This is a genomic window from Marinovum sp. E3, from assembly GCF_055755275.1.
Genome location: NZ_CM146908.1, coordinates 2231884 through 2251175 on the forward strand (window position 1 = coordinate 2231884; position 19292 = coordinate 2251175).

Annotated in this window: 21 protein-coding genes and 1 riboswitch; of the genes, 6 read left to right on the top strand and 15 right to left on the bottom strand. The window is 69.1% G+C overall.

The features are described 5' to 3' along the window. Positions 1-35: 35 nt before the first annotated feature. The 11 genes from AC0J5K_RS10915 to AC0J5K_RS10965 form a co-directional block, all read right to left on the bottom strand. Complete coding sequence (locus AC0J5K_RS10915; RefSeq protein WP_074835160.1) at positions 36-1076, bottom strand: YeiH family protein; 1041 nt, start codon at positions 1074-1076, stop codon at positions 36-38. Then, complete coding sequence (locus AC0J5K_RS10920) at positions 1069-2079, bottom strand: Ldh family oxidoreductase (RefSeq protein WP_274562925.1); 1011 nt, start codon at positions 2077-2079, stop codon at positions 1069-1071. The genes AC0J5K_RS10915 and AC0J5K_RS10920 overlap by 8 nt, the downstream gene beginning before the upstream one ends. A 53-nt stretch (positions 2080-2132) precedes the next feature. Beyond that, the gene (locus tag AC0J5K_RS10925; RefSeq protein WP_074835164.1) at positions 2133-3314 is read right to left on the bottom strand and encodes a UxaA family hydrolase; all 1182 of its coding nucleotides are present in this window, start codon (positions 3312-3314) and stop codon (positions 2133-2135) included. 43 nt (positions 3315-3357) lie between these two features. Continuing rightward, entirely contained in the window at positions 3358-3648 is a 291-nt protein-coding gene (locus AC0J5K_RS10930) for a UxaA family hydrolase (RefSeq protein WP_048530878.1), read from the bottom strand. A 3-nt stretch (positions 3649-3651) separates the two neighbouring features. Next, entirely contained in the window at positions 3652-4641 is a 990-nt protein-coding gene (locus AC0J5K_RS10935; RefSeq protein WP_274562920.1) for a zinc-dependent alcohol dehydrogenase, read from the bottom strand. Beyond that, positions 4638-5396: an SDR family NAD(P)-dependent oxidoreductase gene (locus tag AC0J5K_RS10940; RefSeq protein ID WP_074835166.1), complete on the bottom strand. Its 759-nt coding sequence runs from the start codon at positions 5394-5396 to the stop codon at positions 4638-4640. Before AC0J5K_RS10940 ends, AC0J5K_RS10935 begins: the two co-directional genes overlap by 4 nt. Before the next feature lie 4 nt (positions 5397-5400). Continuing rightward, the gene (hisD, locus tag AC0J5K_RS10945) at positions 5401-6708 is read right to left on the bottom strand and encodes a histidinol dehydrogenase (RefSeq protein WP_074835168.1); all 1308 of its coding nucleotides are present in this window, start codon (positions 6706-6708) and stop codon (positions 5401-5403) included. Between the two features lie 11 nt (positions 6709-6719). Further along, positions 6720-8048 (bottom strand): TRAP transporter large permease, encoded by a 1329-nt coding sequence (locus AC0J5K_RS10950; RefSeq protein ID WP_274562914.1) that lies wholly within the window; start codon positions 8046-8048, stop codon positions 6720-6722. A 10-nt stretch (positions 8049-8058) separates the two neighbouring features. Next, on the bottom strand, positions 8059-8574 hold the full coding sequence (locus AC0J5K_RS10955; protein WP_048530869.1) for a TRAP transporter small permease: 516 nt from the start codon (positions 8572-8574) through the stop codon (positions 8059-8061). Positions 8575-8676: 102 nt separating this feature from the next. Next, the gene (locus tag AC0J5K_RS10960; RefSeq protein WP_048530867.1) at positions 8677-9822 is read right to left on the bottom strand and encodes a TRAP transporter substrate-binding protein; all 1146 of its coding nucleotides are present in this window, start codon (positions 9820-9822) and stop codon (positions 8677-8679) included. A 22-nt stretch (positions 9823-9844) separates the two neighbouring features. After that, the gene (locus AC0J5K_RS10965) at positions 9845-10027 is read right to left on the bottom strand and encodes a hypothetical protein (protein ID WP_048530865.1); all 183 of its coding nucleotides are present in this window, start codon (positions 10025-10027) and stop codon (positions 9845-9847) included. A 154-nt stretch (positions 10028-10181) separates the two neighbouring features. Between AC0J5K_RS10965 and AC0J5K_RS10970 the strand changes: the two genes are divergently transcribed. Further along, positions 10182-11243, top strand: coding sequence for a LacI family DNA-binding transcriptional regulator (locus AC0J5K_RS10970; protein ID WP_074835435.1), 1062 nt, complete (start codon positions 10182-10184; stop codon positions 11241-11243). 39 nt (positions 11244-11282) lie between these two features. Continuing rightward, a riboswitch (cobalamin riboswitch) is annotated at positions 11283-11464 on the top strand. A gap of 46 nt (positions 11465-11510) precedes the next feature. Further along, positions 11511-12194 carry a 5,6-dimethylbenzimidazole synthase gene (bluB, locus tag AC0J5K_RS10975; RefSeq protein WP_048530862.1) on the top strand — a complete coding sequence of 228 codons (684 nt, stop codon included), beginning with the start codon at positions 11511-11513 and terminating at the stop codon, positions 12192-12194. A 5-nt stretch (positions 12195-12199) separates the two neighbouring features. Here bluB and cobS read toward each other — a convergent pair whose 3' ends face one another. From cobS to cobU, 3 genes are read right to left on the bottom strand one after another with little or no spacing between them, the layout of a single operon-like run. Beyond that, positions 12200-12946, bottom strand: coding sequence for an adenosylcobinamide-GDP ribazoletransferase (gene cobS / locus AC0J5K_RS10980; RefSeq protein WP_074835170.1), 747 nt, complete (start codon positions 12944-12946; stop codon positions 12200-12202). Further along, complete coding sequence (cobT, locus tag AC0J5K_RS10985) at positions 12943-13959, bottom strand: nicotinate-nucleotide--dimethylbenzimidazole phosphoribosyltransferase (RefSeq protein WP_074835173.1); 1017 nt, start codon at positions 13957-13959, stop codon at positions 12943-12945. The genes cobS and cobT overlap by 4 nt, the downstream gene beginning before the upstream one ends. Continuing rightward, on the bottom strand, positions 13943-14479 hold the full coding sequence (gene cobU / locus AC0J5K_RS10990; protein ID WP_074835436.1) for a bifunctional adenosylcobinamide kinase/adenosylcobinamide-phosphate guanylyltransferase: 537 nt from the start codon (positions 14477-14479) through the stop codon (positions 13943-13945). The genes cobT and cobU overlap by 17 nt, the downstream gene beginning before the upstream one ends. Before the next feature lie 22 nt (positions 14480-14501). Here cobU and AC0J5K_RS10995 point away from each other — a divergent pair, with 22 nt between their 5' ends. The 4 genes from AC0J5K_RS10995 to cobD are packed head-to-tail and all read left to right on the top strand — an operon-like array spanning position 14502 to position 17840. After that, positions 14502-15119, top strand: coding sequence for a histidine phosphatase family protein (locus AC0J5K_RS10995; protein WP_274562904.1), 618 nt, complete (start codon positions 14502-14504; stop codon positions 15117-15119). Then, positions 15116-15901 (top strand): propanediol utilization protein, encoded by a 786-nt coding sequence (locus tag AC0J5K_RS11000; protein WP_274562902.1) that lies wholly within the window; start codon positions 15116-15118, stop codon positions 15899-15901. The genes AC0J5K_RS10995 and AC0J5K_RS11000 overlap by 4 nt, the downstream gene beginning before the upstream one ends. Further along, positions 15898-16848 (top strand): adenosylcobinamide-phosphate synthase CbiB, encoded by a 951-nt coding sequence (gene cbiB, locus AC0J5K_RS11005; protein ID WP_274562900.1) that lies wholly within the window; start codon positions 15898-15900, stop codon positions 16846-16848. The genes AC0J5K_RS11000 and cbiB overlap by 4 nt, the downstream gene beginning before the upstream one ends. Then, entirely contained in the window at positions 16845-17840 is a 996-nt protein-coding gene (gene cobD / locus AC0J5K_RS11010; protein ID WP_274562898.1) for a threonine-phosphate decarboxylase CobD, read from the top strand. Before cbiB ends, cobD begins: the two co-directional genes overlap by 4 nt. Here cobD and AC0J5K_RS11015 read toward each other — a convergent pair. Next, positions 17837-19282, bottom strand: coding sequence for a cobyric acid synthase (locus AC0J5K_RS11015; protein WP_274562896.1), 1446 nt, complete (start codon positions 19280-19282; stop codon positions 17837-17839). The two genes, cobD and AC0J5K_RS11015, sit on opposite strands and share 4 nt — an antisense overlap. Positions 19283-19292: the final 10 nt, after the last annotated feature.

The window sequence follows — 19292 nt, forward strand, 5'->3', positions numbered from 1 at the left end:
CGGCCATTGCGACCGTTCCTGCCGGCCGCCATCGGTCACCCGAGCAGGGTGTGCGGCAGTAAGCGCAGCGCCAGCCCGATCAGCCCGGCCAGGAACGCGGTCTCGGCCACCAGAAGCGCAACCGCCGGCAGACCGACATTGAGGATGTCCCGAGGCTGGGTCTTGAGGCCGACGGCGGCAATCGCGATCACCAGAAGCCAGCGCGAGGCCTCTGACGCGACCTGAACCAGCAGTTCCGGCACCAGCCCGGCGCTGCGCAGGGCGGCCAGCACCACGAACCCCAGCACAAAGACCGGCACCAGCGGCGGCCGGCGACCGTCGATCTCGCCGCCATTGGCAAAGCTGCGGATCGCGAGCGCCGCAATCACCACCACCGGCGCCAGCATGACAACCCGCAGGAGCTTGACCAGGGTGGCGACATTGCCGGTCTCTTCCGACACCGAGAAGCCGGCCCCCACCACCTGGGCCACGTCATGCACCGTTGCCCCGATGAAGATGCCGGTGGTGCGATCGTCGAAGCCGATGGCGGCGGCGAGCACCGGATAGACGATCATCGCCAATGTCGAAAGCAGCGTGACCGAGACCACGGTAAAGATCAGCCGCTCCTCCGAGCGCGCGTCGCGCGGCAGGATCGCGGCGATGGCCATGGCGGCCGAGGCGCCGCAGATCGCCACCGCCCCGGCCGACAGAAAGGCAAAGCGAAAGCGGAAGCCGAACAGCCGCGACACCGCAAGGCCGAAACCAATGGTTGCGACGACGGCGCCGACGATCATCAGCACCACCGGCCAGCCGAGGAGCGTCAGCACATCGGCGCTGATCCGCACCCCCAGCAGCGCCACGCCCAGCCGCAGCAATTGCCGCGAGCCGAAGTCGATGCCGCGTTTGCTCTGCGCCTCGGTGCCGAGGAAATTGAGCGAAATGCCGAACAGCAGCGCCAGCAGCATCGCGGGCGCGCCGTAGTGCTCGGCGACGAACTGGCTGGCCAGCGCGATGATGCCGGCGATCAGCACGCCGGGAAGCAGGGGCCGCAGGCGGCGTTCGAAGAGCCCGGCCGGGCCGGCTTGGCGATCAGTCATGGGGGTTGGCGAGTGTCCGTGCGAGAGCGAGATAGGAGCGCGGCACATCGATCCCGTGGTCACGGGCGCGGGCCAGCGCGGCGATGCGGCGGCTGCCCGGCAGGCGGCTGCCCTCGAGCGCGTCGATTGTGCGCAGGAGCCGGTCCAGCCGGGCGGCAAAGGCGGTGTCGTTGTCGGGCCGGATGGCCAGCAGGAACTGGCCGGCACCGGGCGGCGGCCCCTCGGCGTCAAAGAACGACGAGACTTCGGGGCTCTGGTTGGCGCCGGTCAGGGTGGCGGCGAGAATCTCGACCATCAGCGCCAGCGCGGTGCCCTTGGCCTCGCCGATCGGCAGCATCGATCCGGCAAGCGCGGCTTCGGGATCGGTTGTGGGCGCGCCTTCGGCATCGAGCGCCCAGCCCTCGGGGATAGGCCGGCCGGACTTGCGGGCATGCATGACCTTGCCGCGCGCCACCTTGGAAAGCGACAGGTCGATCACCAGCGGCGGGCCATCGCCGCGCGGCGCGGCAAAGGCGATGGGATTGGTGCCGAAAATCGGCGTCCGGGCCCCCCAGGGCGCAATCGCGGGCGGCGCATTGGCCACCATGATGGCGATCAGCCCACGCGCGGCCAGCTTCTCGACCTGCACCGACAGCGCGCCGCAATGGTGTGAATTCATCACCGACATGGTGGCCGTGCCATAAGACCGCGCCACCCGCGCGCCCCAGTCGATCGCCCGGTCGAGCGCCGGATAGGCAAAGCCGAAACCGGCATCGGTGCGCAGGCCGGTCTGGCTGGTCTTGCGCGAGGTGATCTCGGCGGCGGCCCGGATCTTGCCCGAGCGGACCTGGGCGACGTAATCCTCGAGCCGGGAAAAGCCGTGGCCGGACTGGCCTTCGGCCTCGGCCGCGACAAGCGCCCGGGCCACCGAGGCCGCCGTCGCCTCGGGCACGCGTTGCGCGCCCAGCACGCGGGTGATCAGCGCCTCTGCCTCGGCAAGGCTGATGGTTTCGGTCTCAAGCATGTCGGGAGCTTTCGTCGGTGCGGGCGGCGCGAGATGCGCCGCCCCGGGCCAGGTCAGGCGCTGCGATAGAGCTTGGTCATCGAGAACTCGCGATGGCCTAGCGCCTCGGCCGCGGTGTTGCGACCGTTCGCGGTCCGGCAGATCATCTCGATCAGCGCGTCGCCGGCCTCGTCGATGGTCTGTTCGCGGCGCAGGATGCCGGAGACATCGACGTCGACATGCTCGCTCATGGTGCGCACGGTGCGCGGGTTGGCGGTGATCTTGATCACCGGCACGATCGGGTTGCCCACGACGTTGCCCTGCCCGGTCGGGAAGGTGTGGATGACCGCGCCGCCGGCGGCCATCAGCGTCACGCATTCCGCGGCTGCCGAGGAGGAGTCCATGAAATAGAGACCATTGCCCGACTGCGGCGCCTCGGCCGGTTCGAGAATGTCGATGAACTGCGAGGTGCGGCCGATCTTCTCGAGGTTGCCCAGCGCCTTCTCCTCGATGGTGGTCAGGCCGCCTTCGATATTGCCCTTGGTGGGCTGGCTGTCGCTGAGGTCATCGGTCTGATGGGCAAAGATCACGTCGTCCTGGTAGGCCTTCCACATCTTGTGCCAGCGCTCGCCCACCTCTTCGTTGATCGCGCGTTTCTGGCAGATGTGCTCGGCGCCGGTGATCTCGGAGGTTTCGCCGAAAAAGCCGGTGATGCCCTCGGGCAGCAGCTTGTCGTACATGTTGCCGACCGTCGGGCAGGATCCGAGGCCGGTGGTGGTGTCGCTCTCGCCGCATTTGGTCGAGACCCAGAGCTCGGAAATCGAGCATTCCTCGCGTTGCACCTCGGTCGCCTTGTGAACGAAATCCTTGGCGGCCCAGCTGGCGGCCCGGATCGTCTCGAAATCGCCTTTCTGCTCGATCGAGAACTCGGCCACTTCCTTGCCGGTGGCGCGGATGCCGTCGGCGATGCGCTTGGTCCAGCCGGGCTCGATGCCGATCACCACGACAGAATGCACATTGGGGTTGGCGCCGGTGCCGATCATGGTACGGAAATGCACCTCGAGATCCTCGCCGAACTGCAACCGGCCATAGGCATGCGGGATCGCCAGCGTGCCCTTGACGTTGTTGGCAACCGCCTCGCAGGCGGCGTTGGAAATGTCGTCGACCGGCAGGATGACGACGTGGTTGCGGACACCGACCCGGCCGTTTTCACGGCGGTAGGCGCGCACTGTCATGTTGGAATATTTAGAGGCCATGGGGCTTTCCTTTATCGCGACCGTTTCGCTGCTGGAGCGGGGCTTACCAGCGCTTGGTTTTGCAGTTGTGGGTGTGGACATGGGCGCCTTTGGGGATGTCGGCGATGATCTTGCCGATGTCCTCGCCGTACTTGATGGCGGTGTCGCCTTCTTTGAGGTCCTTGAGCGCGACCTTGTGGCCGATCGGCACATCGGCGCCGGAGGTCAGTCGGAAGGTCGAATTGTCATGCGTGACGCAGACCAGCATGTCGGTGCCGGCGCTCAGGCCTTCGACCACGACGACACCGACGTTGTCGTCATGTTCGTGGACCAGCAGATGGGGGATTTCAGCCATGGTTCAGACTCCTTGATTGTCAGGTTGAAGGATGATTTTCGGCGCCGCGCTTTGCCCGGACCGAATGTCCCGGAACGCCGCGGCGCCGTCGGAAAGCGGGCGGATCTCGGTCCAGTCGAGCGGGCCGAGACGTCCGTCGAACAGGGCGGCCGCGGTGTCGCGAAAGTCCTGTGCGGTATAAGTATAGGTGCCGATGAAGGTGATCTCTTGCAGGGTCATGCGGCGCAGATCGAGCCCGCCCGCGTCCTCGCCCAGTCCGATGTGCACGATCACCCCGCCGGGCTCGGCCAGCGCCGAGGCCGTGGCGCGGGTGACGGCAAACCCCACCGCATCGACGACGATCGGATGGGCGCCCTCGGCGGCCGGCACCGCCCGAAGCCCGCAGCGCTCGGTCAGATAGGCGCGGCGGGCGTCGTTGGGCTCGACCACGGTGACCTCATCCACCCCCATCGCCCGCAGCGCCAGCGCCGCGGCCAGGCCGATGGCCCCGCCGCCGAGGATCAGCGCCCGCCGCTCGGCCGAAGGATGCAGCGCCGCCAGCCCGAGCCGCACCGCGTGCCAGCTCACCGCCAGCGGCTCGGCCAGCGCGGCCTTGGCCAGCGGCACGCCGTCCGGCACGGCGATCAGGTTGCGCTCGGGCATCCGCAGCAGATCGGCAAAGGCGCCCTCACGCGGCGGCATCGAGATGATCTGCCGTTCGGGGCAAAGGTTCTCGCGGCCGCTGGCGCAGGCCGGGCAGCCGCCGCAGGTGACCAGCGGATTGATCGTGACACGCGCGCCGTCACGCGGGCCTCCGACCACCGTTCCCGCCGCCTCGTGACCGAGGATCAGTGGCGCCGGGCGCCGATTGTCATGCCCCAGCCAGGCATGCATGTCCGAGCCGCAGATGCCGACGCTCTCGACCTGGATCAGGGCCTCGCCTGCGCCCGGTTCGGGATCGGGGGCGTCGCGGTAGGTCAGGGTTTCGACATCGGTATAGACCAGAGCTTTCATTTCGCGGTGAACCCCCCGTCAAGCATGAGAACCTGCCCGGTCACGTAACGCGACGCATCCGAGCACAAGAATCTGAGCGGCCCGTCGAGGTCTTCGGGTTCGCCATTGCGGCCGATGCAGGTCTGGGCGGCATTGCGGGCGGCCCGGTCGGGATCGTCGAACACGGCCGCAGTCAGCTCGGTGCGGAAAAAGCCCGGCGCGATGGCGTTGGCGGTGATGCCGTCGCCCGACCAGGCCTCGGCCATGGCGCGGGTGAGTTGGGTGACACCGCCCTTGGTGGCGCCATAGGCGATACCACCGGGAAAGGCGCGGAAAGATTGCAGCGAGGCAAAATTCACGATCCGCCCCCAGCCCCTGGCGCGCATCTCGGGCACCAGCCGCTGACTGAGAAAGAACGGTGCCGAAAGGTTGACCGCCAGCGTCGCGTCCCACCCCTCGGGGGTGACGTCATCGGCCGCCTGCCGGGTGTTGAGACCGGCGGCATGGACCACGATGTCGGGCGCGCCGAAAGGGGCCGAGATCCGGTCGACCAGCGCCGGCAGGCCGTCGCGGTCGGCCACGTCGCCTTCGACGGCGGCGCAGGCCCCGCCGGCCCCGGCCTGCCATTCCGCCAGCGCGCCGGCCCGCCGCGCCACGCCGATGACGCTGGCTCCGGCCCGCGCCAGGACCTCGGCCGCATGGCGGCCAAGCCCCGAGCTGGCGCCGGTGACGCAGGCCACCTTGCCGGCGACCGAGAAAAGGTCATCGCCCCGCATCGGCTCAGCCTTCCGCCGTCAGGTCGAAGGTCTCGTCTGGAAAGTACTTCTTCAGCCGGATGTCAGCGGTGCGGGCGTGGCCTTCCATTCCCTCGAGCCGCGCGATCCGCGCCGTGGCCTCGGCCACCGGGCGGGCGCCCTCCTTGGTGGCCCGCTGCCAGGTCACGATCTTCATGTACTTGTGCACGCTCAGGCCGCCGGTGTAGCTGGCCGCGCCCGAGGTCGGCAGAACGTGGTTGGTGCCCGAGGCCTTGTCGCCAAACGCCACGGTGGTTTCCTCGCCGAGGAAGAGCGAGCCGTAGCAGCTCAGCCGCTCCAGCCACCAGTCGAGATCGGCGGCCTGCACCGTCAGGTGCTCGGGCGCGTAGTCGTCGGAGGTGGCGGCCATTTCCTCGCGGTCGGCGCAGACGATCACCTCGGCATAATCACGCCAGGCGGCGGTGGCATTGTCGCGGTTCACCTCGGGCAGATCGTCGATCAGCAGCGGCACCAGGCGCATGACCTCTTCGGCCAGCGCGCGGTTGTCGGTGACCAGCCAGACCGGCGAGTTGTAGCCATGTTCGGCCTGGCCCACCAGATCGGCGGCAACCACCATCGGATCGGCGGTCTCGTCGGCCAGCACGAGGCTGTCGGTCGGACCGGCGATCATGTCGATGCCGACCCGGCCGAACAGCATGCGCTTGGCCTCAGCGACGAATTGATTGCCGGGGCCGACCAGGATGTTGGCCTTGGGCAGATCGAAGAGCCCGTAGGTCATCGCCGCCACCCCCTGCACGCCGCCCATGGCGAGGATCTTGTCGGCGCCGCAGACATGCGCGGCATAGATGATCGCCGGTGCGATGCCGATCTCGGGGCGCGGCGGCGAACATGCGACGATGTTCTTGCAGCCTGCCACCTTGGCGGTGGTCACCGTCATGATCGCGCTGGCGATGTGGCTGTAGCGCCCGCCGGGCACATAACAGCCCGCCGCATTCACCGGGATCGCCTTCTGCCCGGCGACAAAGCCCGGCACCACCTCGACCTCGAAATCCCGGACCGTGCCGAGCTGAGCCTCGGCAAACCGCTTGACGTTGGCGTGGCTGAACTCGATGTCACGCTTGAGCTTGTCCGGCACCTGCGCCGCGGCCGCGGCGATGGCCTCCGGCGAGAGGATGATCTCGCCTTCGTATTTGTCGAACTTCTTGGCATACGCCAGCGCCGCCTCGTCGCCACCGGCCTCGATCTCGTCGAGGATGCCGCGCACGATCTTCTTGGTGTCGGAGGCGTCGCTCTTGGAGGTCAGAGTGGCTTTTTTCAGGTATTCACGGGTCATGAGCTGGGCTCCTATTTGAAGATGTCAGGCAGAAGGATGGTGGAAATCGTCGGCAGATAGGCGATGAACAGGGTCACGATCAGCATGAAGAGCACGAAGGGGATGGCCCTGTAGGCGATCTTCAGGATCGACTCGCCGGTCAGCCCCGAGACGACAAAGAGGTTGAGCCCCAGAGGCGGCGTGATGAAGCCCACCCCCAGCGCAGTGATCATCATGATGCAGAACTGGATCTCGTTCATCCCGATGTCGTCGGCCAGCGGCTTGAGGATCGGCGCGAGGATGACGATGTTGGGCGTCGTCTCCATCACGCAGCCGGCGGCGATCAGGATGACAACCATCATTCCGATCAGCACCCAGGGTTCGCTGCTGACCGAGGTGGCGGCGGCGACAAAGCCCTGCGGCACCCCGAGGATGGCCAGCGCCTGCGCCAGCGGCAGCGAAAAGGCGATGATCGGCAGGATGATCCCGTTGACCTTGGCCGAGCTGACCAGCATCGAGGGGAAATCGGACAGTCTCAGGGTGCCGAGGATGAAGCCCATGATGATGGTCACCACCACCGCGGTGGCGCCGGCTTCGGTCGGGGTCATCCGCCCCGAGAAGATGCCGAAGAAGATGATGCCGGGCACGATGAAGGCATACCAGCCGGATTTCAGCGCCTTGCCGAGGTTCGTCAGGTATTCGCCCGCCGAGACGTTGCCGCCGCCCTCCCAGCCGTAAAGCCGGTTCATGATGATATTGGTGGCGAGGATCGACACCAGGATCGCCAGGCCGGGGATCACGGCGGCCAGGAACAGCGTCGAGGCGGAAATCCCCAGCACCAGGCCGATGATGATATAGGCGATCGACGGCGGGATCAGGATGCCGGTGCAGGCCCCGGCGGCGACCAGCGCACAGGCATAGGGCCGCGGATAGCCGCTCTCGACCAGTCGGTTGATCGTCATCCGGCCGACGGCGGCGGCGCCGGCGGCGTCGGAGCCGGAGATCGCCGCGAACATGCCGCAGACCAGCACCGTGGCCGAGCCGAAACCGCCCTTGGCGAACTGTGTCAGCGCCTCGGCCACGTCGAGAAACTTGCGCGAGAGCCCGGTCCGCACCAGCACGTCGCCGGTCAGGATAAAGAGCGGCACGGCGGTCAGCGCGAAATGGTCGATTCCGTGGAACAGGCTCTCGCCCACCAGGCTCAGTGGCAGCGCGCCCGACAAGAGCAGCATCGCGATGGCCGAGGCGCCGATCGCCGCCCAGACCGGTACTGCCAGCGCCACCAGAAGCACGAAGAGGATCACAGGGCCGTAGAAATCCCAGCCGAGTTCGACGGTCTGATCGAGTTGGTTCCAAAGCATGGCCGTCTCCTCAGTCGAAAAGCTTGTCGCCTTCGTACACGGGGCGCCCGTGACGAAGATCGGTGAAGTCCCGGATGAAGGACTGAACGAGGCGCAGGATCACCAGGGCAAAGCCCAAGGGCACCGCTGAGAGGAACCAGACCTGACTGACCCGCAGACCGTGGGTGACCGAGCCGAACTTGGCCGAGACCAGCACCGTCTCGAACGACCAGTAAAAGGCGATCAGCGCCACGCCGAACATCACGGCATCGCCGAACAGGTAGAGCGCCGCCTTCACCCGCGGGCCGACATATTGCATCAGCACGTCGATGCGGATGTGACCGCGCTGGCGCACCGCCGCGGCGGCACCGATCCAGGCCAGGTAGATAAAGGAATAGCGGACGATCTCTTCGCCCCAGATCGAGGAATAGGACAGCACTTCGCGCCGCAGAACCTCGATGAACATGGTCACGACGAGCATCGTGTAGAAAACCAGAAGCAGCCAGCGTTCGGCGTTCTGATCGAGTTTCCGCAAGGCATTCGACATAAAAGTCTCCTGTGGTCGCGCGACGCGTCAGGCGCCGCCGACCGCTCCAGTTTGCAGTCAATCGAAGCGATGGGGCGGCCCGGGCCGCCCCTGTCAGAAGCCTCAGGCGTCGTGCACGTAGTAGCGGCCCATGGTGCCGGCCGCTTCTTCGAGCCGGTTGAAGGTCTCCATCGAACCGGCAAGCTCGACCTTGAAATCGTCCCATTCCGAGCGCTGGTAGCCGCCGGCGTCCTGCCATTCGGCAAGCTGGTCGTCGGTCAGCGTGTGGAACTCGACGCCCGATTTGGTCAGCTCGTACATCGCGTGGGCGCGCGCCGCCGGCACTTTGGCCAGGTTTTGCTGCGCGGTCATTTCGCCGGCGAATTCAATGCCTTCCTGCACGTCGGCGGGCAGCGCGTTGAACCATTCGAGGTTGACCGAATAGACCTGACTGTCAGGCACCGCCTGGGTAAAGGTGACATGGCTCAGGATGTCCTTGAAGCCAAAGACAAACAGCGCGCCGACCGAGGGGTCGAGCGCATCGGCCACGCCCTGCTTGATCGCCGAAGGCGTCTCGCCCCAGGCCACCGGCGTCGGATTCGCGCCGACCATGCCGTAATATTGTTGCAGCATCTTCGAGCCCGGCACGCGGAATTTCACGCCTTTCAGATCGGCGGGCGTGATCACCTTGTTGCCGCCCTTGCGCACCGCCACGACCCGGGGATCGATCACCACGTAGAACAGCGGCTTGAAGCCGGCGGCCTCGATGCCGGGATGCACCTCGCCTTTCCAGGCGTCGGAATTGACCAGGTTGGTGAACCGCTGGTTCGAGCCGCAGAAATACGGCATGTTGATCAGATCGACGGCGCTGGCGAAGGGCGCGAAATTCGACAGCGAATGCTGCGCGCACTGGATCGTCCCGGTCTGCACCGCCTGCACCAGCGCGCCGCCGGCGCCAAGCTGGCCGCCGGGGGCAAGCTTGACGTAGACCTTGCCGTTGGTGGCGTTCTGGATGTTTTCCTTCAGGTCGAGCTGCATGATCGGATAGCTGCGCGACGCGCCCAGCACATAGGCGGTGGCCAGCGTCATCACGTGATCGGCCGCGGCCATGCGCTCTTTTTCCTCCCGGGCGGTCTGGGCCGCCGCCTCGCTCGACCAGAGCATGCCACCGGCACCGGCCACCAGCGCCGCGGTAAAGCTGCCGGAGCCGGCAAGTTTCAGAAAATTGCGGCGCCCCATCGCGGCGCGTTCAAGATTGTCACGATCCATGTTTTCCTCCCAAAATGGTTCGTTAGCTGCGGTCGGACTTCTCCGCCGCCTCTCGCCGAAGAATCGCGAGAACAAAGGTCACCGAGGCCGCAAACAGCAGCAGCATCTCCCCCACGTCCCCCAGAAACTGTGCGCCTCCCAAAGCGCCGACGAGCACGTTCGCGACAAAGACTGCAAACAGAGTGATTGCTGAGATCAGAAACACGGGCAGGTCCTTTCCACGACTCGGGCAAGATAAATGTAAGCGCTTACAGTCGCTCAATGCAAGCGCTTACATGACAAGCCGCGTGTTTTCCTGTTATATGCTTGTCAGCGATGGTTTTTTTATAGTGCCGCAAAGGCCGGAATCGGGAAAACGGATGGTTAAAGTGCCGAATCGACGTCAGGACAGCCGCCAGGGGAGCGACACGCCGAAACTCGAGGATGTCGCCGCCCGCGCCGGCGTTTCGACGGCAACGGTCTCGCGCTGCCTGAACAATCCGGCGGTGGTATCGGACGCCACCCGCAAGAAGGTGCTCGATGCGGTGCGCGCCATGGGCTACGCGCCGAATTTCGGGGCCCAGGCCCTGGCCGCCCGGCGCACCAACACCTTTGGCGCCATCGTCCCGACGATGGAAAACGCCATTTTCGCCCGCGGACTTCAGGCCTTTCAGGAGGCATTGCGGCAACAGGGCATCACCCTTCTGGTGGCCTCTTCCTCCTACAGCCCCGAGCTCGAGGAACAGCAGATTCACAGCCTTGTCGCGCGCGGCGCCGATGCGCTGCTCCTGATCGGCCATGACCGGCCGCCAAAATGCTACAGCTTCCTGCAAAAGCGCCAGGTGCCCTATGTGATCGCCTGGGTCTACGACGGCGACGAAGGGCGGGTTTCGATCGGCTTCGACAATCGCAAGGCGATGAAATCCCTGGCCGACGCGGTTCTCGACCGGGGCCACCGCAGGCTGGCGCTGATCACCGCCGACCGCCGCAACAACGACCGCGCCCGGCAGCGGTCGCAGGGGCTGGTGGATGCGATGACGGCGCGCGGATTGGACCCGGAGACCCTGGCCGTCGTCGAGACGGCCTATTCCATCGCCAATGGTGCACAGGCGCTGGAGCAGCTCATGCACACCACCCCGCGCCCCACGGCCGTGATGTGCGGCAACGACGTGCTGGCGGCCGGCGCCCTGACCCAGGCCCGCAAGATGGGGCTCGACGTGCCCGGCGATCTGTCGATCACCGGCTTCGACGACATCGAGATCGCCGAGATCGTGACCCCGGCGCTGACCACCGTGCATGTGCCCCATCGCAACATGGGCAAGGGCGCGGCCAGTCTTCTGTTTGCGATGCGCGCCGGCGAAGACCCCGGCCCCAGCGTCGAGCTCGAGGCGACGGTTATCCTGCGCGACTCGCTGGGGCCGGCGCCCGACCGGGCCCCCTGACCTGCCGCACTCTCGGCGCTTGTCTCTGCGACCGGTCGATCTATAGTCGCGCCACCAGGTGCCCCGAGAGGGGAGAATCGGGAAGCCGGTGCAAGACCGGCGCGGGCCCGCCGCTGTGAGGGGGACCTGTCGGACATTTTGCCACCGGGCCCTGCGGCCCGGGAAGGCGTCCGCCGGGGAGGAACCCAAGCCAGAAGACCGGCCTGGTGACACCAGGTTCCGTGGCTGGACACCACGGGCCGCTGTCAGCCATGCGGAGGCCATACCATGCTGCACCCCCCCGCGCCCGCTCCGGCGCGCGTCTTCTCTTCTGCCGAACGCCGTGCGCTCTATGACGTCATCGCCGCGCGCCGCGATGTGCGCGACGAATTCCTGCCCGATCCGATCGCCCCGGACCGGCTGCGGCGGATACTCGAGGCCGGTCATGCCGCGCCGTCGGTCGGGCACATGCAACCCTGGAACTTCATCCTGATCCGCGACCCGGCGCAGAAACACCGCATCGCCAGCGCCTTTGCCGCCGCCAATGACGAGGCGGCGGAAATGTTTCCCGAAGAGCGGCAATCGACCTACCGGTCGCTGAAGCTCGAGGGCATCCGCAAGGCGCCGCTCAACATCGCGGTGACCTGCGACCGCACCCGGGGCGGCAAGGTGGTGCTCGGGCGCACCCACAATCGCGACATGGACCTCTATTCGACGGTCTGCGCGGTGCAGAACATGTGGCTTGCCGCCCGTGCCGAGGGCATCGGCATGGGCTGGGTCAGCATCTTTCGGCCCGACGATCTGCGCGCCATTCTCGGGCTGCCGGATCACGTCGAGATCGTCGCCTACCTCTGCCTCGGCCATGTCTCCGAGCTCTTCGACCGGCCCGAGCTGGCGGCGCGCGGCTGGCGGCAGACCCTGCCGCTCGACAGTCTGATCATGACCGACCGCTGGGAGCCGGCCGGCGCATGAGCGGCTCAGCCCGGCCAGAAGGTGGCCAGAACCGCCCAGCAGAACGCCTCGGCCAGAAGCTGCGTCGCGCCCAGAACGTCGCCGGTGATCCCGCCCAGCTTGCGCCGGGCCAGAACGCCGATGCCGGCGGCGATCACCGCGCAGGTCGCGACCAGCGCCGCCCCCTGCCAGCCCAGCGCCAGACCGGCCAGCAGCACCGCGGCGGCGGCGCTCAGCCGCGCCCGGCCGGAGCGCCCGGCCGCCATCCGGCCCAGGCCGTCGGAACGCGCGGCGGGCAGGGTCTCCTGCAAGCCGATCATGGCCACCCGGCTGAGCGCGCCGATGGCGAGGAACGGCGCCAGCCCGGCCGCCGCCCCGAGCGAAGCCAGCGCCGCCAGCCAGAGCGCGACGATCAGGATCAGCGCCAGGACACCGTAGCTGCCGACCCGGCTGTCGCGCATGATCTCGAGCGCATGGGCGCGGTCGCGCCCGCCGCCGATGCCGTCGGCGAAATCCGCCAGCCCGTCGAAATGCAGCGCGCCGGTGGCCAGCGCCAGCGCCGCCAGGGCGAGCACCGCCGCCACCGGGGCCGGAGCGCCCGACGCCAATGCGCCGGCATGCACCGCCCAGCCGATCAGCCCCAGCGCCAAACCGACCAGCGGAAAGGCCCAGCGCGCGTCGGCAAGGTTCGGCGCGGCGCCCTCGATCCGGCCGGCCGGCAGGCGCGAGAGCAGCATCAGCGCGACCCGGAACTCGCGCAGGGCAGCGTTCATCCGCCCGCGACCCCGGCCTCGGCAAAGGTCGCCATGCCGTTGTGGCATTCCAGCGCCGCGCGCAGCACGCTCAGCGCCACCGCCGCGCCGGAGCCCTCGCCCAACGCCATGTCGAGCGCCAGGATCGGCGCCTTGCCCATCGCCTCGAGCAGGCGGGCATGGCCCGGCTCGCGGCTGACATGGCCGACCAGACAATGGTCGAGCAGGCGCGGATCGGCGGCAAAGAGCGGCGCCGTGGCCGCGGTACAGATGAAGCCGTCGAGGATCACCGGAATGCGCCGCGCCCGCGCCGCCAGCACCGCGCCGCAGATCGCCGCCTGTTCGCGCCCGCCCAGCGCCGCCAGAAGGCCCAGCCCGCGCGCCGCCGCATGCCGGGCGCAAGCCGCCGCCACCGCGCGCTCCTTGCGCAGCAATCCGGCCTCGTCCGAGCCGGTGCCGCGCCCGATCCAGTCGCCCGCCGCTCCGCCAAAGGCGGCGCAGGCCAGCGCCGCCGCGACGGTGGAATTGCCGATGCCCATTTCGCCCAGCAGCACGATCTGTGCATCCTCGGCCACCGCCTCCGCACCGCGACGCATCTCGGCCAGGGTCTCGGCCTCGGTCATCGCCTCGGCCTGGGTGATGTCGCCGGTCGGCCGGTCGAGATCGCAGGCAATCACCGAAAGCTCGGCGCCGGCCACCCGGCAGAGCTGGTTGATCGCCGCGCCGCCGGCGGCGAAATTGGCGACCATCTGCGCCGTGACCTCCTGCGGAAAGGGGTTCACCCCCTGGGCGCAGACCCCGTGGTTGCCGGCAAAGACCAGCGCCTGCGCCCGGTCGATCGCCGGCCGCTCGACCCGCTGCCAGCCGGCCATGAAGATCGCCAGCTCCTCGAGCCGGCCCAGCGCGCCCGGCGGCTTGGTCAGGCTCATCTGCCGCGCGGTCGCGGCCTGTGCCGCTGCCGCATCCGCCACCGGCAGCGTCGCGGCCAGACCGGACAGCTCCGCGAAAGACGTGATGTCAGAAAGTATGCTCATTCGGTTTCACCCTCGTTGGATAGCCCGCCACCGCAAGCCAGACCTCGTCGCAGGCCTCGGCCATGGCCTGATTCATCCAGCCGGCGGCATCCCGAAACCGGCGCGCCAGGGCGTTTTCCGGCACGATGCCCATCCCGACCTCATTGGTGACAAAGATCACCGGCGCCTCCTGCCGGGCCGTCTCGGCCGCCAGCGCCCGCACTTCGGCGCGCCAGTCGGCCTCGGCCAGCAGCAGGTTCGTCATCCACAGCGTCAGGCAATCCACCAGCCGCGGCGGCCCGCCGGCGCTGTCGCTGCCGCGCAGCGCCGCGCAAAGATCGCGCGGGGCATGCAGGTTGTGCCAGTCTGCGCCGCGCCGGGCCTGATGCCGGGCGATCCGCTCGGCCATCTCGGTATCGCCGGGCCAGATTTCGGCGGTGGCGATATAGACGGCGCGGCCACAGGGCGCGAGCGCCTTGCGTTCCGCAAGGGTGGATTTGCCAGAGCGCGCGCCGCCGGTGATGAGGATCGACTTGTACATTTCCGCATGGAAAAACACCAAAATGAATGAATGTGAAGAACAAACCCGCCAGGCAGCCGCGAAACCCGGCGTCGCGGCAGAGCTGATCCTGCTGCGCCATGCCCCGGTGGCCACGCCCGGCCGGCTCTGCGGCCGCAGCGATCCTTCGGCGGCTCTGGTGGCGGCAGACATCGCCCGGCTGCGCGCCGCCCTGCCCCTGCCCGGCCGGGTGATGACCAGCCCCGCCCGACGCTGCCGGCAGACCGCCGCCGCGCTCTGGCCGGCGCAGGCCGCGCAGCCCGACGCGCGGCTCTGGGAGCAGGATTTCGGCGCCCACGAGGGGCTGCCCTACGATGCGCTTCCCGATCTCGGCCCGATGTCCGGCGCCGATCTGGCGCAATACGCCCCGCCCGGAGGCGAGAGTTTCGCCGATCTCTGCGCCCGGGTGGCGCCGGCGCTGGCCGAGCATGGACAGGCCGCCGCGCAAATGCCGGCGCCGCTGGTGCTGGTGGTGCATGCCGGGGTGATCCGCGCGGCGCTGTCGCAGGTGACCGGACTGCTTTCCGCCGGGCTGGCCTTCGAGGTTGCCACCCTCTCTGCCACGCGGCTGCGCTGCGGGTCCGAGGGGCCGGTCTCGGTGATCGGCGCGAACCTGGCATGAGCGGATCCGAGGTTTCCGTCGCCGGCCATTTCGGCGAATGGCTTCAGGGCCGCATTGGCCCGGAGGGCCCGGTGGCGCTGGTCACCCTGCCCTGCGCGGCGCTGCGCGTCGACACCCCGGGCCCGACGCCCCCGCCCTTCTCAGAAGCGCAGTTGACGGCCTTCGCCCGGTCGCTGGGCCTCTGCCCGGCCGGCACCGGCAGCCGGCGGCAAATGCCTGTCGGCGGCGGCGCCGGCGCCTCGACCGCGACGCTGGTGGCGCTGGCGCGGGTCTGGGGTTTCCGAGGCCCGCCGGCAGCGCTGGCCGCGGCCTGCATCGCGGTCGAAGGCGCCAGCGATCCGCTGATGTTCCCCCGGCCCGACCGGCTGCTCTGGGCCTCGCGTGCGGGCCGCGTGCTGCGCCCGCTGGCGCCGCCACCGCCCTGCACCATCGTCGGCGGCTTCTTTGGCGCCGCCGAGCGTACCGACCCGGACGACAGCGACTTCGACGATATCACCGACCTGGTGGCCGACTGGGCGGCAGCGACCGGGGCCGGGGATCTGCGCCGCATCGCCGCGCTGGCCACAACTTCGGCGGCGCGATGCACCGCCCGGCGCGGCCCGGCGGCGGATCCGACGGCAGACCTGGCGCGCGCGCAGGGCGCACTGGGCTGGCTGCGGGCGCATACCGGCGCGGCCCGCGGGCTGATCTTTGCCCCCGGCACGGTGCCCGCCGGCGCGGTGCAGGCGCTGGCCGAGGCCGGGTTTCGGCAGAGGATCACCTTTCCGGCGGGGGGCGCATGAGTTTTGCCCTGATGATGCTGGCCGGCATGGCGCTCGATCTGGCCTTTGGCTGGCCCGATCGGCTGTTCGCGGCGATCGGCCATCCGGTCACCTGGCTGGGCCGGGCGATCTCCGCATTGGAGCGGCGGCTGAACAGCGGGCCCCGCCGCCGGAGGCTGATCGCCGGGGCGCTCACGGTCGCGGTGATCCTGACGCTGGCCGCCGCGCCGCCCTGGGCCGTCCAGTCGCTGTTGCCCGATACTCTTGCAGGCAGCCTGCTGGGCGCCATTCTGGCCTGGCCGCTGATCGCCCTGCGCGCGATGCACGATCATGTCGCCGCCGTGGCCCGGCCGCTGGCGCGCGGCAATCTTGCGGCGGCGCGCCAGGCGGTGGCGATGATCGTCGGCCGCGATCCGCGCCACCTCGACCCCGCCGGGGTGGCCCGCGCCGCCACCGAAAGCCTGGCCGAGAACAGCTCTGACGGGATTGTCGCGCCGCTGTTCTGGGGCGCGGTCGCCGGGCTGCCGGGAATTGCCGCCTACAAGGCGATCAACACGCTGGATTCGATGATCGGCCATCGCAACCCGCGCTACGAGGCCTTCGGCAAGGTCGCCGCCCGGATCGACGATCTCGCCAACCTGATCCCGGCGCGGCTGACTGGGGGGGTGTTCGCGCTGGCCTCGGGGCGCCACCTGCGGCACTGCCTGCGGGTGATGCGCCGCGACGCGCCGCGCCACCGGTCGCCCAATGCCGGCTGGCCCGAAGGCGCGATGGCGGCGGCGCTCGAGGTCCGGCTGTCGGGGCCGCGGATCTATGGCGACCGGATCGCCGAGGAACCCTGGCTCAACGCAGGCGCACCCGACCCGGGGCCCGAGGATCTCGGGCGGGCGCTGGCGCTCTACCGGCGCAGCATGGCGCTGCTGGCCCTTGCGCTCTGCGCGGCGATGTTGTTGGGGTGGCCGCGATGACCGATGCACCCCCACCCAGAGATCACGGCGGCAATCTCGAGGCCGCGCTGGCCCGCTTTGGCGGCGCCGCCCCGGCTTGGCTCGACCTGTCGACCGGCATCAACCCGGCGCCCTTTCCGGTGCCGGCGATCTCGCCCGAGGCCTGGGCCGCCCTGCCGCGCAAGCGCGCGATGGACGGGCTGATCGCCGCCGCCCGCCAGGCCTATGCCACGCCGGCCCGGATCCTGCCCACCCATGGCGCGCAGGGCGCCATTCAGCTTGTGCCCTGGCTGCGGCCGCCGGGCCGCGCCGCCGTGCTGTCGCCGACCTACAACGAACATGCCGCCGCGCTGCGCAGCGCCGGCTGGCAGGTAACGCCAGTGGCCACGGCCCAGGCGGCCGAGGGCGCCGATCTGGCGGTGGTGGTCAACCCCAACAACCCCGACGGCGGCCGCCTGTCGCCGGAGCGGCTGGAACAGCTGGCGGATACCGTCGGGCTGCTGATCGTCGACGAAAGCTTTGCCGATCCCGAGCCGGCGTTCTCGGTCGCGCCGCGACTTGGCGCGGCGCTGGCCAATGTCGTGGTGCTGCGGTCATTCGGCAAGTTCTACGGGCTGGCCGGCCTGCGGCTGGGCTTTGCCCTGGCGCAGGGGCCTCTGGCCACCCGGCTGGCCGAGCTGGCCGGGCCCTGGCCGGTCTCGGGACCCGCGATCGAGATCGCCAGCGCCGCCCTGACCGACACCGGCTGGCAGCAGGCGACCTGTCACCGGCTGGCGCAGGACGCGGCGCGGCTCGACCGGCTGGCCGCCGCCGCGGGCTGGCCGCTGGTCGGTGGCACGCCGCTGTTTCGCACCTATGCCGCGCCGGATGCGCAGGCGGCGCAGGACCGGCTGGCGGCGCATCACGTCTGGTCGCGGGTGTTTCCCTATTCACAGCAGTGGATCCGCCTCGGGCTGCCACCGGCCGACCGCTGGCCGCAGCTCGAACGGGCCTTCGCCACCGTCACCGCCTAACGCGCCAGCCCCAACAGGCCCGCCACGTCGAGATGCGTCTCGAGATGGTCCGCCAGCGCATCCAGCGTCGCCTCGACACCGTCATCATAGCCGAGATCCGAGGCCCGCGCGCCAAGCTGCGTCAGCCAGGCCCGGCGGAATCCATCATCGGCGAACATGCCGTGCAGATAGCTGCCGCTGACCAGACCATCGGCCGAACAGGCGCCTTCGGGCTGGCCCGCGATCTCGGCAAAGGGGCGCCGTCGGTCCGGGCCGTCGGAACGGCCGATGTGGATCTCGTAGCCGCAAAACGCCTGTTTCAACGTGGCATGGCACGCCTGCACCAGCCGCAGGCTCTTGTCGCCGCCCATCACCGTGGTGATGTCCAGATGCCCCAGCCCCGGGGTCTCGCCCGGCGGCCCTTCGATGCCCTCGGGATCGGCCACAACCTGGCCCAGCATCTGATAGCCGCCGCAGATGCCGAGGATGCGGCCACCGCGCCGGCGATGCGCCGCTAGGTCGATATCCCAGCCCTGCCGGCGCAGGAAGTCGAGATCGGCTCGGGTCGATTTCGACCCCGGCAGGATGACCAGGTCCGCATCGCCCGGAATCGCCCGGCCCGGCGGCAGCATGGTGACCCGCGCCCCCGGTTCCTGCACCAGCGGATCGAGATCGTCGAAATTGGCGATCCGCGAGAACTGGAGACAAACCACATGCAGCCCGTCGCGGCCGCGCGGCGGCGCAATGTCGAGCGCATCCTCGGCCGGCAGCCGCCAGGCCTCGGGAAACCAGGGCGCGACGCCAAAGCCGCGCCAGCCGGTCTGCGCCTCGATCATCTGGTACCCGTCATCGAACAGTGTCGGATCGCCGCGGAACTTGTTGATCAGAAACCCGGCGATGCGGGCGCGGTCACCCTCGGGCAGCACCGCTTGGGTGCCGACGATCTGCGCGATCACCCCGCCCCGGTCGATGTCGCCACAGAGCACCACCGGCACCTCCGCCGCCTCGGCAAAGCCCATGTTGGCGATGTCGCCGCGCCGCAGGTTGACCTCGGCCGGGCTGCCCGCGCCCTCGACGATCACCAGATCATGCGCCGCCTTCAGGCGTTCGAAACTCTCGAGCACCGCCGCCATCAGCCGTGGTTTCATCTGGCCGTAGTCGCGCGCCCGCGCGGTGGTCAGACGCTTGCCCTGCACCACCACCTGGGCGCCGATATCGGTCTCGGGCTTGAGCAGCACCGGGTTCATGTCGACATGTGGCGCCAGGCCGCAGGCCAGCGCCTGAAGCGCCTGCGCCCGGCCGATCTCGCCGCCCTCGGGGGTCACGGCGGCATTGTTCGACATGTTCTGCGACTTGAACGGCGCCACGCTCAGCCCGCGCCGACGGGCGGCGCGGCAGAGCCCGGCCACCAGCATCGACTTGCCGACATTGGAGCCGGTGCCCTGGATCATCAGCGCCGGCATGCGACGGCCC

Coding starts and splice junctions, on each gene's coding strand:
- AC0J5K_RS10930 (WP_048530878.1), bottom strand. CDS start 3,648: ATGGCTGAAATCCCCCATCTGCTGGTCCACGAACATGACGACAACGTC.
- bluB (WP_048530862.1), top strand. CDS start 11,511: ATGCTGCACCCCCCCGCGCCCGCTCCGGCGCGCGTCTTCTCTTCTGCC.
- cobU (WP_074835436.1), bottom strand. CDS start 14,479: ATGTACAAGTCGATCCTCATCACCGGCGGCGCGCGCTCTGGCAAATCC.
- AC0J5K_RS10940 (WP_074835166.1), bottom strand. CDS start 5,396: ATGCGGGGCGATGACCTTTTCTCGGTCGCCGGCAAGGTGGCCTGCGTC.
- AC0J5K_RS10955 (WP_048530869.1), bottom strand. CDS start 8,574: ATGTCGAATGCCTTGCGGAAACTCGATCAGAACGCCGAACGCTGGCTG.
- AC0J5K_RS10935 (WP_274562920.1), bottom strand. CDS start 4,641: ATGAAAGCTCTGGTCTATACCGATGTCGAAACCCTGACCTACCGCGAC.
- AC0J5K_RS10995 (WP_274562904.1), top strand. CDS start 14,502: ATGAATGAATGTGAAGAACAAACCCGCCAGGCAGCCGCGAAACCCGGC.
- AC0J5K_RS11015 (WP_274562896.1), bottom strand. CDS start 19,282: ATGCCGGCGCTGATGATCCAGGGCACCGGCTCCAATGTCGGCAAGTCG.
- cobS (WP_074835170.1), bottom strand. CDS start 12,946: ATGAACGCTGCCCTGCGCGAGTTCCGGGTCGCGCTGATGCTGCTCTCG.
- AC0J5K_RS10970 (WP_074835435.1), top strand. CDS start 10,182: ATGGTTAAAGTGCCGAATCGACGTCAGGACAGCCGCCAGGGGAGCGAC.
- cobT (WP_074835173.1), bottom strand. CDS start 13,959: ATGAGCATACTTTCTGACATCACGTCTTTCGCGGAGCTGTCCGGTCTG.
- AC0J5K_RS10925 (WP_074835164.1), bottom strand. CDS start 3,314: ATGGCCTCTAAATATTCCAACATGACAGTGCGCGCCTACCGCCGTGAA.
- AC0J5K_RS10960 (WP_048530867.1), bottom strand. CDS start 9,822: ATGGATCGTGACAATCTTGAACGCGCCGCGATGGGGCGCCGCAATTTT.
- cbiB (WP_274562900.1), top strand. CDS start 15,898: ATGAGTTTTGCCCTGATGATGCTGGCCGGCATGGCGCTCGATCTGGCC.
- cobD (WP_274562898.1), top strand. CDS start 16,845: ATGACCGATGCACCCCCACCCAGAGATCACGGCGGCAATCTCGAGGCC.
- AC0J5K_RS10950 (WP_274562914.1), bottom strand. CDS start 8,048: ATGCTTTGGAACCAACTCGATCAGACCGTCGAACTCGGCTGGGATTTC.
- hisD (WP_074835168.1), bottom strand. CDS start 6,708: ATGACCCGTGAATACCTGAAAAAAGCCACTCTGACCTCCAAGAGCGAC.
- AC0J5K_RS10915 (WP_074835160.1), bottom strand. CDS start 1,076: ATGACTGATCGCCAAGCCGGCCCGGCCGGGCTCTTCGAACGCCGCCTG.
- AC0J5K_RS11000 (WP_274562902.1), top strand. CDS start 15,116: ATGAGCGGATCCGAGGTTTCCGTCGCCGGCCATTTCGGCGAATGGCTT.
- AC0J5K_RS10920 (WP_274562925.1), bottom strand. CDS start 2,079: ATGCTTGAGACCGAAACCATCAGCCTTGCCGAGGCAGAGGCGCTGATC.